Source organism: Vibrio sp. AK197 (assembly GCF_053903115.1).
Map to the genome: position 1 here is coordinate 335100 of NZ_CP096429.1, position 12914 is coordinate 348013.

Consider the following 12914-nt stretch of genomic DNA (forward strand, 5'->3'; position numbering starts at 1 on the left):
CCACCGTCTTCGATTCTGGTTGGTTATTAAAAGCCGCCCAGTGAGCCATACGTGTCGCCTGAGGGGAGAGCTTTGTCTGCTGGTATACCCATGACCGATTTTTTTAAGGAGTGATAATTATGCTGATTGGCCCAGTGATTAATAGCTGTGCAATTATTTTGGGGGGCGTCATCGGTGCCACCTTTGCCCGTCGTATTCCCAAACGACTTGTTGACGGGCTGCCAGCGACCTTCGCTCTAGCCTCGATTTCTATTGGCGTAGGCATGATTGTCAAAGTCCACAATGTTCCAGTTATGGTGATGGCCTTTATTCTGGGGACGGCAGTCGGCGAGCTGATTTTTCTCGAGGCGGGGGTTAAGAAGGGGGCAATGTTTATTCAGAGTAAATGCCAGAAGTTTCTGCCTCGACCACGCGGCTTAAGTGAGAATGAGTTCTCGCTGCAATTTACCTCAATGATTGTATTGTTTGGTGCCAGTGGACTTGGCGTCATTGGTTCAATGACGGAAGGCATCAACGGTAGCTATCAGTTGCTGCTGGTCAAGTCGATGATGGACTTTGTGACTGCCATTATTTTTGCCATTACCTTAGGGCCGAGCATTGTACTGATTGCGGTTGTGCAGTTTACAGTGCAGGCGATTTTATTTGGTTTAGCTCAAACCATTATGCCTTATATGGATGCAGAAAGTTACGCCAACTTTACGGCCATCGGCGGTATCATCATGGTCGCTGTTGGGCTTCGTATCTCAAACATTATGCATTTTGCTGTGGTGAACTTTTTACCTGCATTATTGCTGGTCGTGCCATTTACCTATCTATGGCGCTACTTTATGTAACGGCAGTACGCCACCGCAACTTTTTCTCGTTGGGTGGCGTATTAATACGTTTATAGGTTAAGCGGAGTGGTGATGTGCTGGTTCGCCATAGGTGTTCATGTCAACTGCTTGGTGATGAGGCTGTTTTACGATGAGCGTGAAAATCAATGAGACGGTGAGAAAGCCAAGCATCATATAGAATGTTGGAACAAAACCACCAAACAGTGACGCAACAATGGACCCTGCAATACTTCCTACTCCAAAGCCAAGATAAATCACGCCGTAATTTTTGGTAAGATTCTCAAGCCCAAAGAAATCGCTCACCAGTGAAGGGTAAACGGTAATCGTGCCGCCAAAGCTAAAGGCAATACAAGCAATCGCGAAGTAAAAGCTTAAACTGTTGAGGTCAAGATACAACAGTGAGGCAACCCCCACGAGGCTAATGAGCACAGAGAACGTCACCACTTTTACCCGTTCTACTCGGTCTGAAAGTACGCCCAATACCAAACGTCCTCCCAAATTGGCTACCGCAATCACGGCTACTGATGTCGCGGCGGTTGCTACGGAAAGGTGCACATAGTTTTCACCTATGTCTTTCGCGACGCCTATGACATATAAGCCACTCATACAAATCGTTAAAAAGATAACGGCTAACATCCAAAATTGAGGTGTTTTGATGGTTTGCGCTAAGGTAAATTCACTCGCAGGTTGAGGCGTAGAGGCGACTGGTGTTTGCTCGTTACTCGCGGATTTAACCGGCGCGTCACTCATCAGCAGCCCGCCGACGATGACCATAACCATGGCGATAGTTCCCCACACACCGAAGGTCTGTTCTAGGCCAAACTGAGTCAGTAAGTACATATTAATGTATTTAAATCCTAAGCTGCCTAATCCGTAAGCCCCAATCGCACATGCTGAGGCAAGCCCTTTATGTTTAGGGAAGAATTTGACGCAGTTTGAGAGTGTCATCAAATACCCAGTGCCGTCGGCAAAGCCAACCAATACGCCGGCAAAAAGATACAGCATCCATAAATTAGAGGCGTAAGAAGCAAGCAACAAACTCGCGCCAAGCAGTAGTCCTGAGCCTAGTGTGACGTTTCTCACCCCAAAGCGATCTTGTAATTTGCCTGAAAGTGAGGAGGCGATAGCCAGAGCAAGGCTAAGAATACCGAATGAAAAAGCCACTTGGCTGATCGGTTCTTCCAGTTTACTGGCGAGTGGGGAATTGAATAAGCTCCAAGTATACACAGAACCCAACGCGAACTGGGCCATAATGGTCCCTAATAAAGTGGACCATTTTTTCGGGTTTGAAAGGTGTCTTTTCATGATTTGAACTCCAATACGTCAAAGCGTAACAAGCGTCATAAAACGCTTTAGATAAGTTCAAAATACGACGAGAAAGAAACATTACAATAGTTGTGGTTAAGTATAAAATGAGCGGCAGAATGGCGACCATGAAATGCATTATTTGAGCATGAATTACAAATGCATCAGTTCGCGAAACGCTTTAATATTGCCTCTGCTGACAGGGACCTGGTCGTTTTCATCGTGCAGATTGAGCAAATAGGTACTGTTCATCCAAGGAATGATCTCTTCAATACGAGAGAGGTTGACACAGTAAGAACGATGGCAGCGAAAGAACTGCTGACTGGGTAGCTTACTCATTAATTCACTGATGGTATAAGGCGCGATATAAACCCCTTGTGCGGTATGTACTTCAGTGACCTTTTCGCTCGCCTCGGCATAGATAATCTCTTCCACTGGCGTGACTCGAATCCGATTGTCGCGTGATAAGTTGATCGTACTCGCTTGTGATTTAGGTTCAATTTCAGGCCTTTCGGTGGCGTAAGCTTCTATTTTGGTGAGCAGACGTTGCACGCGCTGTTCGTCAAGAGGTTTTAACAGATAATCAAAAGCCTCAAGATCAAAAGCATCGACCGCATATTCCTTATAAGCCGTGGTAAAGACAATCAGAGGGGGTTGAGCGAACTGATGAATATTTCTCCCCAGTAGCATACCGTCAATCGATGGGATATTAATATCTAAAAAGGCAATATCAATCGTATGACTTTGCAGGTATTTAAACGCTTCTAGCCCATCAGAAAACGTAGCGATAACCTCAATGTCACTGTAGGTGTGAATCAAATAATTGAGCTCTTCACGCGCGAGGTATTCATCCTCAACAATAATGACTTTTAACATGTAACCTCCTCAATATGCTCGGCATAAAAACTCACTTCGGTACCTGGTTCGAGACGGGTAATGATCATCCCATTGCCATACAACAAAGCGACGCGCTGGTGGACGTTTGCCATCCCAATACGATGGCTGCTGATCGAGCCCTGATACACTTGTTCAATCACGTTGGGATCAATACCGACGCCGTTATCGCGAATGGTAATTTTGACTTTGTTGTGGTGGCGTTTCACGGCTATCGACACTTGGCCCGGGTGACGTGCAGGGACAATCCCGTGTTGAATGGCATTTTCGACTAATGGCTGAATAAGCAGTGATGGAATGCTGACGTGCACCGGGTCAATATCAAAGACCACGTCGAGTTTGTCACCAAAGCGTGCTTGCTCAATGGCCACGTAATCCATGACTTGCTGAATTTCTTCTTGAATATCAATTAAATGATCACCTTTCTCAAGGTTAAACCGTAGAAAGTTGGCTAAGTTAGCAATAAGCTGCCGGGCTTGAGCCGGTTTGATTCTCACTAAGGTTGAAATGGCATTCAACGCATTAAATAGAAAATGGGGGTTAATCTTATTTTGCAGCGCAGAGAACTCGGCTTTACTCGCCATGGTTTTGAGCTGTTCGATTTTAGACACTTCGATCTGAGTGGAAATGATGTGTGATAAACCAATCGCCATTTCGCGCAGCGCGTGGCGAATACGGTTAGGCTGACAATAGAAGATCTTGAGTGTGCCCGTCACTTGTCCGTTCTCCCACAACGGTATGATAAGCAGGGAGTGAAAATTATGTACGTTAAGGTTGTTACTGATGATCTGCTTACCTAAATTGACCGCTTGCTGCGTCATGTTACTGATTTGATGGTGTGAATCGAGAAAGTTTTCCTCTCCTACGCCAACATATGCCATCACATCTTTGGTATCGGTGATGGCAACCGCATCGGCATCGGTTTCACTGCGGATGATGCTACAGACTTTACTCAGCGAATCGCGATCGTTTTTTCTAAAGTGGGGGAGGGTTTTATTGGCGATTTTGAGAGCCTGTTTAGCCTGCATTGCCGCGATTTTGTCTTTCTCATCATCAATGTCTTGAACCAAGGTAATGATCAAGCCAATACACACCGTGCCAGTGATCATCGGAATCGCTATGTGTTCAACAATGGAGCGAGCCAGTGGAGAGAAGTCATTGAGCAGCAGAATTAAGCTCATGGTCAGAATTTCGCACACCATTCCGGCCGCAATGCCGTAGTAAGCATAGTGGGTTTTGTTGCCGCGTTGATGGATCCAGGTGGCCATAAGCCCCGCCAAAATACTGGTGATCAAGCACGCAAGTGATGTTGGCCCATCGATATCTATCCAGTAGCGGTGAATACCCGAAATCAATCCCGCGCTTATACCAACCCAAGGGCCAAACAAAATGCCACCACTGATGATGGCTATGATGCGAACATTGACCACCGAGCCGTAGACATTGACGCCTGTATAGGTGCTAAAAACTGCAAAGCAAATAAACAGCAAACTGATCATTGCAGTTTCTTTAGGTCGGCGCTGGCGCTTAATAACAATTTGTTGAAATAGATGACTACGAGTGAGTAAAAACAGCGCCATTAACATAAGTGCTGCACGCTCAAACACCGCCAGCAGCATTGAGAATTGCTCGATATACAAAAGGGGTTACCCAAGTGGAGTTTGAGTTCAGGGTACCCAAACCCTGATTACGAATTCATGAGGTGAATCAATTGTAGGGGCTTTTTATAAATTGCTAATAAGATGATTAACGCCATGAGCGAGTCGCGCATGGCGTTTTTGGAGGCGTGTATTCTCTGCGTTAGATCTGGTAGTTAAACTCAATGCGATGATCGCCATCGAGGAAATCGACGTTAGTGTTCCAGTTGGCAAAGTAACGCACATTAAAGCGAGGCGTTATCTGATAACTCGCGGCAAATTCATGGGTTAACAGGTGGCTATCGCCGCGTCCATAATAGTTGTCTTTGTAAGTATCAGAGCCTGAGATGGTGGTGAGCCAAAAGGGATTGTAGTTGAGCCAGATTTTATCGGTCAGTTGCAGTTTTCCGTACATCCCGATTAAGCCGTACGTTCCCATGATGGAATAACCACTGTCTGTGGTGCCATCGTCTTCTAAGGCATTATTACCGATGGATACACCAGCGCCAGCGAGAGGATACAAGTTCACTGGGCCCATTTTCGGTAACGCTTGAATAAAGCTATAAGAGATATCCGCGCTTTCTTCGGCAACCAAATTTGGTTTCAGGGTGTAGTTAATATCCAACTGGTTGGCAAGGCCTGTTTGCAGGTTGGCGCCAAAGTTTCGAAAGCGAAAAGAATCAATAGAATTATTGGTTGTGTTTTGGCCACGCCAACCAAACGCATCGCCAAGTGCGCCTTTCACTTCAATGATATTCATCGCCGCAGTCAGTGGGTCTTTGGTGTCATACGTTTGACCAACTTTTAAATTGATGCCTTTGTCGGTGTAGCCGGCCCCAACTTGAGTGTAGACAGCGAGCGGGTCAGACATATCTTGAACGTCGGATTGCGGCTCTTGTGCCACCACGGAGGCGGATGTCACACAAGCAAAGGCGGTGATGAATAAGCGCGAACATGAAGGAAAAGAAGAATGTGGTTTAAGTGAATGTGCTTTAAGCATAGTTACGCCGTGTTTAAGGTCATTTATTAAGTTTTAATCATTGTCCAACTCAGCAAAGCTTGCGAGTTCAAAAACTGAGAAATCCTTATGTTTAACGCGACTTTGAGCAATTCATCTGGTGGACTGATTCATCGCATGATTAACGTGTGTCGTGTCTGATGAAGGTTGCTTGGTTTATTGGTATTGCTGATTGCTCACTTAATGAAGACGCCTATATGTGGCCTGTTCTCATTGCTGAAAACGATACGAATTTTTAGCGTATGGTAATGGTAAACATAGATTTCACTTACTATTGATATGGGGAATTTGATTACTATGTTCAGCCATTACTCACTACTCACGTCATATGTTTAATAAAGGAATAACAATGAAAAAACTACTATTGGCTTTGTCAGTTTCGGCGTTAATGGCAGGGGCGGTTCAAGCGTCTGAATGGGGTTATGCTGATGAGCATGGTCCTGCGCATTGGGGAAGTGTTTCAGCCACTTGCGCGCAGGGGGTCAATCAAAGTCCGATTGATATCCAAGGTGACGTTAAAGCTGACTTGCAAGATCTTAAATTAAATTACTCTGGTAAAGTGACTGGCTTGACCAATAATGGCCACACGTTGCAAGCCGTTGTCGAAGGCGATAACACGCTAACGGTCGATGGTAAGACCTTCAATTTATTGCAATTCCACTTTCATACTCCCTCGGAAAACTTAATTTCAGGTAAGCAGTATCCGCTTGAAGCACACTTTGTAAACAGTGATGATCAAGGCGAATTAGTGGTGATTTCGGTGATGTTTGATAAAGGAGTAGAGAGCGAATTTCTCACCAGCCTAACTCAAACGATGCCTAAAGTTGGCGAAACAGCCACGCTAAGCACACCACTAAATGTGGCTGACTTACTCCCTGAATACGATGAATACTACCGTTTCAATGGCTCACTCACGACGCCACCTTGTAGTGAAGGTGTGCGCTGGTTCGTTCTGAAAGATGTCAACAAACTCGCGGGTTCGCAAGCCGAGAAAATGATGTCAGTGATGGGACATAACAACCGACCTGTGCAGGCGGTGAATGCACGACAAATCGTGACCAATAATTAATACGATATTGAACAGTCGAAAAGCCCACAGATTGTGGGCTTTTTAGTGCATGTTCTAGCCCTTGGCCAGCTCTGCATAATCCTGTAGTAAGCGGGTTAAGCTATTTACCCACTGGTACGCCTCTTTCGGGCGGTTGTTTAATAACGCTTCGACTTGGTCACAATGTGTTTTTAGTGATATCGCATTTTGCAGGCGGAACGACACCGCATAGAAGTGCCATAAAATCAGCCGCGTCATACGTTCGATATTTTGTTCCGGGTTGTCTGCGCTTGCAAACAGAGCCGGGATTTCACTTAACGCAATCGCATTCATTCGTAATAGGGCATCAAAGTGCAGCTCTTGGCGCTTATCGTCGTCCATCGTTTGTTGATCCTCAAAGGTAAATAATTCTTTGACAGATGATTCGGGAACCAAACGGTGCAGCAAGCGATGACTAAGCTCTTGCAGTTCTGGATTCGACATCTCAGACAAGCAAGGGTAAGTGTAATCTTGAACCATAAAAACGCCTCCTAAACAGTGGCTGCGTATTGTAGCGGCTGAGTTTTCTGTGTCTAGTAAGTCAGAGCGGATTCATAAGCAAAAAAAAAGCCTCACTGGCGAAAGTGAGGCTCTATAACTTAGCGTTCATCATGGAGTAATAGGCACTGGCGAATGCCTTAAATATTACGAGTTAGAACGTTAGTTTGCACAATTAAACCTTAATCGGCGATGCCAAGCTCTTCAACCTTGAACTTGTCAATTTGCTGTTAATAGTGATCGCGGTTCATAAATAACTGCACAGTATATGGGATCTTTATCACTAATAAACCGTATGTCATCTTTTGGTGCCTTAAGCGTCATTCTTTTATATCAGGGTAGACGCAGAGCAACCGACAATAAGAGGTGAACAATGGCGAGTAGAGGCTTTAACTTAAAAGAATGAAAGACGGTTTATTTTTATCTTCAACCCGTCATTTGGCTGTGAATGGCAAGCAATGAATAACAGAAAAAGATGATTTTAAGCAAAACCAAAATGCAGGTTGCTCAGTAAGATAGAGACTTCTTACGTTGTTGTTGACGTATTTTCTTTTGCTGTTTTTTAGGTGGGCATCATGAATCCTGTTGTTGAGCGCTTTTTACGCTATGTTACTTTTGATACTCAATCGAATCCTGATAATCCGATGTGTCCGAGTTCTCCCGGACAGCTAACGTTTGCTCAGGCACTAAAGGCAGAGTTAATGGAGTTAGGGTTAGCGCAGGTAAGCCTTGATGAAAACGGATACCTTATGGCGCGCCTGCCCGCCAATGTGTGCCATGAGGTACCAAGTATCGGCTTTATTGCTCATATGGATACGGCGCCGGACGCATCTGGAGCAAATGTTAAGCCGCAAATTGTCGAGAACTACCAAGGTGGTGACATCGCGTTAGGTCGCGGTGATGAAGTGTTATCGCCAATTCAGTACCCAGAACTTAACCAACTGCGTGGTTGTCATTTAATCACGACCGACGGTGATACACTGCTTGGCGCAGACAATAAAGCGGGCGTGGCCGAAATCATCACGGCGGTTGAATATTTGATTCAACACCCTGAGATTGCGCATGGTGAGATTTGCATTGGCTTCACGCCGGATGAAGAAATTGGCCGCGGTGCTGACCGTTTTGATGTCGAAAAATTTGGAGCGCAATGGGCTTACACCATCGATGGTGGTCCTGTAGGAGAGCTTGAGTACGAAAACTTCAATGCCGCTAATGCAAAAGTGGTATTTCATGGTGTCAATGTTCACCCTGGAACCGCAAAAAACAAACTGCGCAATTCGATGACGTTGGCGTGCCAATTTCATGCGGGTATGCCTACTCAGGATACGCCAGAGTGTACCGATGGCTATCAAGGTTTTTTCCACCTTACTTCATCGACCATGAGTGTTGCGCGTAGTCAGCTTAACTATATTTTACGTGACTTCGATCTTGAAGGGTTACAAGCCCGAAAAGCACTTCTTGAATCCAAAGTTAGCCAGATAAATCAATGCTATAAGCAGGATGTGGTTGAACTGGTGATTGAAGATAGCTACTACAATATGAAAGAGAAAGTCGCGCCGTTTCCGCATATTATCGAGACGGCAAAGCAGGCGATGCTGGAGTGCGGCATTACACCCAATATTAAACCTATTCGCGGTGGAACCGATGGGGCTCGTTTGTCGTTTATGGGATTGCCATGCCCGAACATTTTTACGGGTGGCTACAACTTTCATGGGATACATGAATTTGCCACTATCGAAGGAATGCAGAGTGCCGTTGAGGTGATCGTTCGTTTGTCAGAAATAACTGCTACCAATATCAGATGATAGTGGGATACCCACAGCCGAGTGATTGCTCTATTGTATGCCGCTTAAATTTATCAATTTATTTAGGTATTGGTATGAAGTGGTTATTACTTTCTCTTTCCCATCTTATCATCTTCGGATTAGGGGTGATGTTGGGTGTGGCCGCTTATCCAACGATTACCGATACCGCGACAACCATTATCACTGAGCAATCCATTTCAGCACCGGAGCGGCGTTCTCTTGAGCAAATCATGCCAGAAAGTGACAAATCAACCGTGTCAACATGGGAATAAATGAACTCAGAGCGTAATCTGTGCGGCAATAATGTGCTTGGTCGCTAGATAGTTTGGTTGATGTGTGGGAAAGTAAGCGCTGGATTTGTTTGCTGCAATAAACCATGCAGCGCAACACATATAACAACGATAAAGGGGCGTAGGCCCCTTTTCACTATCTGGAGTTTTTTATGGATAAGGTTCAGTTGGCGGTGGATTACCTTCTGACTCATAAATTCCTTTTTTCTTTGCTGATTTTTTTGTTGGTTGTCGGTGTCCGCCGTTTCACGTTGGGACAGATTCGCGGTGATCATGCCTTTGTCTCAGATGAGCAGCGCAAATGGATGTCGCGAACCAAAAATGGCTCATTTATCGCATTGGTATTGTTATTATTCATACTTTGGCAATCTGAGATCAGCCAATTTGCATTATCGGTGACCGCGATTGCTGTGGCCATTGTTGTGGCATCAAAAGAAATCATTTTGTGCTTTACTGGTTCGATTCAGCGTGCGAGCTCACGCTCCTTTCGTATTGGCGATTGGATCGAAGTTGGAACGATTTGCGGGGAAGTGATTGAGCACAACATGATGGCGACGGTGCTCCAAGAGATCGATTTACATCATGGTCAATACCACTTTACCGGTAAGACGGCGACGCTACCAAATAGCATGTTTTTTACCTTTCCAGTAAAGAACCTCAACTTTATGAAACGTTATGTTTATCATAACTTTAATATTGTGGTGAAAGAATTCGTCAATTTGTATCCGCTGGTGGCACCTCTAGAGCAGAAAATCGAAGAACATTGTCATTACTTTAGTGAAGTCGCCCGCCGTTATAACGTTATGATTGAAAAGCATGCCGGAGTTGATTTACCCGGCGCCGAGCCTCATATTCATATCAGTAGCACGCCAACGGCAGAACAAAATGTCCATTTCATGATTTTTTGCCCAACGGATAAAGCGGTCCACCTAGAGCAGCTTATTCGCCGTGATTTCATGTTGATGTATGAACAAGCGTTTTTAACTCAAAAGGCGCGAACGCCCCAACCAGCGTCGGAGACAGGACTTAGCCACTGATAGGGAAAGCGGTTTTGGTGATGGGAAGAGCGCGTTATCGCGCTCTTTTTGTCGGGTGATATCGAATTAGGCGTTTAACCCTAAATGCTCGCACAGTGTTGAGCCTTGGTATTCAGTGCGACTTAACCCCGCTTTCGCTAATAATGGGATCACTTGGTCAAAGAAAAGCTGGGCTGACTGACGTGAGCCTCCAGGTACGGCAATAAACCCATCCGCAGCACCTGCTTCCACACGTTGTTTGATTGATTCTACCGCATCTTCCGGTGTTCCAATCACTAACCAGTGAGCGGAGCCCATCACCTCGGGTCGAGTAAGTAAATGTTCCAATGTGGGGGATTCACGTTCGATAAAGCGCGTCAGCAAATTGGTGTGAGTATGGCTGCGTACGGCGTCGAGTTTCGGCAGCATATCAACAGTTATCGGCTGGGTATCTTCTAATGCACTGAAATCAACCCCTAAGTTTTTTTGGAGATAAGCGAGTTTTTTCTCACGAGTTAAACTGGTGTGCGTCTGGTAATACAAATCTTCAGCTTGCTGCCTTGTCTCTGCTAAATAAAGGCTTAGCCCGGGAAGAACCTTAATATCATCAGCATTTCTACCTTGTAGCGCCGCGCGTTGGCGTAAGTCATTACGCAGTTCGATTCCCGCGTGTAAGTCAGGCGTTGCGGCAAAAATCGCGTTGGCGACTTTGGCGGCAAAATCTCTTCCCCAAGGGGAGGCGCCAGCTTGAAATAAAGGAATGTTACCTGACGGATACTGCGGTACGTTTAACGGCCCTTGAACATCAAAGAAATCACCATGATGATTAATCGCTTGCACTTTATTGCTATTTGCGAATTCGCCCGACTGACGATCAAAGGTGAGCGCATCGTCTGGGTAGCTGTTCCATAGTTTTTGCACCACTTCAGTAAACTCGGCAGCCATCTCGTAGCGTTGTTTTGAAGCCATTAGATTCTGCTGACCAAAATTGGTTTGTCCATCAATGGCGGTCACGATATTCCAGCCGATACGTCCTTGGCTGAGCCAGTTAAGAGATTGCAATTGACGAGCGACGACATAAGGCGGATTAAATGTGGTTGATGCCGTAGAAACCAATCCAATTTTTGATGTGGCAGTGGCGAGTGCCGCGAGAAGGACCATCGGATCCAAGCTGCTGAATCCGGGCTCCGTTCCGACCATTTCCATCGGTAAAAATAGCGTGTCCGGACGAAATACAAAGTCCAATTTCGCCGCTTCGGCTTGCTTAGCGAGTTGAATATAGTCATCAATTGAGAACAGGTGTTCTACTTGGCTATCTTCACGGCGCCAACCACTTTTAGTCAGCCAGCTCATCGCTAACGCGAGTCCAATACATAATGGCGCAGGTCGAGACATACTTTTTCCTTACTGAATATGTTGTGGGTTGAGTCAGAACATGGGAGTCCAATCCTTTGGCTTCGAGGTCAAACACGGGTAGACTGCGTCAGATCATGTTCTCAGCGCCAGGCTAGGGATAGACTGAACCGCGTCAGAGGGTTATATTAAACCGCGAGCCACATCGAATTTAGGGATATTACCATTCAATGAGTGAAATAAGAATCAATATCAAAACTATAACTTTTATCATATTGTGTTTTGTTGCCCAATTAGCCCAGGCACAAGATTGGCCGCGAACCTTTGAAAATGCGGATGGCACTCAAACCGTGATTGAAAAGCCGCCGCAGAGAATTTTGTCTACCGCTGTCAGTGTGACCGGCACGTTACTCGCGATTGATGCGCCTGTTGTGGCCAGTGCAACGACGATGGCGGGGGACTACTTTGCCCAGTGGCAATCGCTAGCCAAACAGCAAGGAATCGAGGCTTTGTGGCCTGCTGGCAGTGTTGATCTTGAATCGGCTTATGCCGTCGCGCCAGATTTGATCGTGGTGTCAACCAGTGGTGCCGATTCTGCACTGGCTCAGGTAGAAGAATTTAAAATGTTGGCGCCGACTATTGTTGTCGATTACACCGATGTCTCATGGCAGCAATTAGCCAAACAACTCGCGCAGGCCACTGGACAAGAACAGGCCGCAAAAGACAATATCGCCCAATTTAACCAGTTGGTGAAAACCACCCGAGACAGCATTCAATTGCCGGAGGGTAAGACCAATATTGTTAGTTTCCAAGGGGCAGGGGTCGTCAATGCGATTGCTAAGCCGCTCGGGACTCACGCTCAGTTACTTAAATCTCTGGGATTTGATATCGAAGTGCCCAAGCCAGAGTGGCAGAGTGGGCCCATTTCTCATCGTGACTTTATGCGTGTGCATTACGAAAATCTGACGGAATTAACGGCGCCGACCACGTTTCTACTCAGCCGAGGACGTAACGATATTCAAGCGTTCACCAAGGATCCGGTACTTCAAAACTTGCCGTCAATTCAGGCTCAGCAAGTGTATGGGCTGGGTGAAAACTCGTTTCGAATTGATCTATTTAGTGCGCGGGAAATCGTCAATAACATTGCTCAGATCTTTTCCCAAAAGTCGGACTAGAAG

The 12914-nt window shown here is 45.8% G+C and carries 12 protein-coding genes; 6 read left to right on the top strand and 6 right to left on the bottom strand.

Features of this window, described 5'->3' with window-relative positions:
- Positions 1 to 119: 119 nt before the first annotated feature.
- Entirely contained in the window at positions 120 to 833 is a 714-nt protein-coding gene (locus M1D72_RS01580) for a DUF554 domain-containing protein (protein ID WP_390195059.1), read from the top strand.
- A 57-nt stretch (positions 834 to 890) separates the two neighbouring features.
- Here the strand turns inward: M1D72_RS01580 and M1D72_RS01585 are convergent, their stop codons facing one another.
- The 4 genes from M1D72_RS01585 to M1D72_RS01600 form a co-directional block, all read right to left on the bottom strand.
- Positions 891 to 2138 carry an L-lactate MFS transporter gene (locus M1D72_RS01585; protein WP_456295292.1) on the bottom strand — a complete coding sequence of 416 codons (1248 nt, stop codon included), beginning with the start codon at positions 2136 to 2138 and terminating at the stop codon, positions 891 to 893.
- Positions 2139 to 2291: 153 nt separating this feature from the next.
- Positions 2292 to 3014, bottom strand: a complete 723-nt coding sequence (locus M1D72_RS01590) for a LytR/AlgR family response regulator transcription factor (protein ID WP_456295293.1) — start codon at positions 3012 to 3014, stop codon at positions 2292 to 2294.
- Entirely contained in the window at positions 3008 to 4651 is a 1644-nt protein-coding gene (locus M1D72_RS01595) for a LytS/YhcK type 5TM receptor domain-containing protein (RefSeq protein ID WP_456295624.1), read from the bottom strand. The genes M1D72_RS01590 and M1D72_RS01595 overlap by 7 nt, the downstream gene beginning before the upstream one ends.
- 181 nt (positions 4652 to 4832) lie before the next feature.
- Positions 4833 to 5669, bottom strand: a complete 837-nt coding sequence (locus M1D72_RS01600) for a hypothetical protein (RefSeq protein WP_456295294.1) — start codon at positions 5667 to 5669, stop codon at positions 4833 to 4835.
- Positions 5670 to 6036: 367 nt separating this feature from the next.
- Here M1D72_RS01600 and M1D72_RS01605 point away from each other — a divergent pair, with 367 nt between their 5' ends.
- Entirely contained in the window at positions 6037 to 6756 is a 720-nt protein-coding gene (locus tag M1D72_RS01605; RefSeq protein ID WP_456295295.1) for a carbonic anhydrase, read from the top strand.
- Between the two features lie 54 nt (positions 6757 to 6810).
- On the opposite strand, the gene M1D72_RS01610 is transcribed toward M1D72_RS01605, so the two are convergent.
- Positions 6811 to 7254, bottom strand: a complete 444-nt coding sequence (locus M1D72_RS01610; RefSeq protein WP_456295296.1) for an exoribonuclease R — start codon at positions 7252 to 7254, stop codon at positions 6811 to 6813.
- A 593-nt stretch (positions 7255 to 7847) separates the two neighbouring features.
- Here M1D72_RS01610 and pepT point away from each other — a divergent pair.
- The 3 genes from pepT (at position 7848) to M1D72_RS01625 (ending at position 10404) form a co-directional block, all read left to right on the top strand.
- On the top strand, positions 7848 to 9077 hold the full coding sequence (gene pepT, locus M1D72_RS01615) for a peptidase T (RefSeq protein ID WP_456295297.1): 1230 nt from the start codon (positions 7848 to 7850) through the stop codon (positions 9075 to 9077).
- A 74-nt stretch (positions 9078 to 9151) separates the two neighbouring features.
- Positions 9152 to 9349, top strand: a complete 198-nt coding sequence (locus M1D72_RS01620; RefSeq protein ID WP_456295298.1) for a hypothetical protein — start codon at positions 9152 to 9154, stop codon at positions 9347 to 9349.
- A gap of 170 nt (positions 9350 to 9519) precedes the next feature.
- Positions 9520 to 10404 (top strand): mechanosensitive ion channel family protein, encoded by an 885-nt coding sequence (locus tag M1D72_RS01625; RefSeq protein WP_390195042.1) that lies wholly within the window; start codon positions 9520 to 9522, stop codon positions 10402 to 10404.
- 66 nt (positions 10405 to 10470) lie between these two features.
- On the opposite strand, the gene M1D72_RS01630 is transcribed toward M1D72_RS01625, so the two are convergent.
- Positions 10471 to 11778, bottom strand: a complete 1308-nt coding sequence (locus M1D72_RS01630) for an NtaA/DmoA family FMN-dependent monooxygenase (RefSeq protein WP_456295299.1) — start codon at positions 11776 to 11778, stop codon at positions 10471 to 10473.
- Positions 11779 to 11966: 188 nt separating this feature from the next.
- Between M1D72_RS01630 and fepB the strand changes: the two genes are divergently transcribed.
- A complete protein-coding gene (gene fepB, locus M1D72_RS01635) occupies positions 11967 to 12911 on the top strand; it encodes a Fe2+-enterobactin ABC transporter substrate-binding protein (protein ID WP_456295300.1) in 945 nt (314 codons plus the stop codon).
- The last annotated feature ends 3 nt before the right edge of the window (positions 12912 to 12914 follow it).

Excerpts from the sequence above, each read along its gene's own strand:
- M1D72_RS01605 (WP_456295295.1), top strand. The coding sequence starts at position 6,037 with ATGAAAAAACTACTATTGGCTTTGTCAGTTTCGGCGTTAATGGCAGGG.
- M1D72_RS01595 (WP_456295624.1), bottom strand. The coding sequence starts at position 4,651 with ATGCTGCTGGCGGTGTTTGAGCGTGCAGCACTTATGTTAATGGCGCTG.
- M1D72_RS01625 (WP_390195042.1), top strand. The coding sequence starts at position 9,520 with ATGGATAAGGTTCAGTTGGCGGTGGATTACCTTCTGACTCATAAATTC.
- M1D72_RS01580 (WP_390195059.1), top strand. The coding sequence starts at position 120 with ATGCTGATTGGCCCAGTGATTAATAGCTGTGCAATTATTTTGGGGGGC.
- M1D72_RS01630 (WP_456295299.1), bottom strand. The coding sequence starts at position 11,778 with ATGTCTCGACCTGCGCCATTATGTATTGGACTCGCGTTAGCGATGAGC.
- M1D72_RS01590 (WP_456295293.1), bottom strand. The coding sequence starts at position 3,014 with ATGTTAAAAGTCATTATTGTTGAGGATGAATACCTCGCGCGTGAAGAG.
- M1D72_RS01610 (WP_456295296.1), bottom strand. The coding sequence starts at position 7,254 with ATGGTTCAAGATTACACTTACCCTTGCTTGTCTGAGATGTCGAATCCA.
- fepB (WP_456295300.1), top strand. The coding sequence starts at position 11,967 with ATGAGTGAAATAAGAATCAATATCAAAACTATAACTTTTATCATATTG.
- pepT (WP_456295297.1), top strand. The coding sequence starts at position 7,848 with ATGAATCCTGTTGTTGAGCGCTTTTTACGCTATGTTACTTTTGATACT.
- M1D72_RS01585 (WP_456295292.1), bottom strand. The coding sequence starts at position 2,138 with ATGAAAAGACACCTTTCAAACCCGAAAAAATGGTCCACTTTATTAGGG.
- M1D72_RS01600 (WP_456295294.1), bottom strand. The coding sequence starts at position 5,669 with ATGCTTAAAGCACATTCACTTAAACCACATTCTTCTTTTCCTTCATGT.
- M1D72_RS01620 (WP_456295298.1), top strand. The coding sequence starts at position 9,152 with ATGAAGTGGTTATTACTTTCTCTTTCCCATCTTATCATCTTCGGATTA.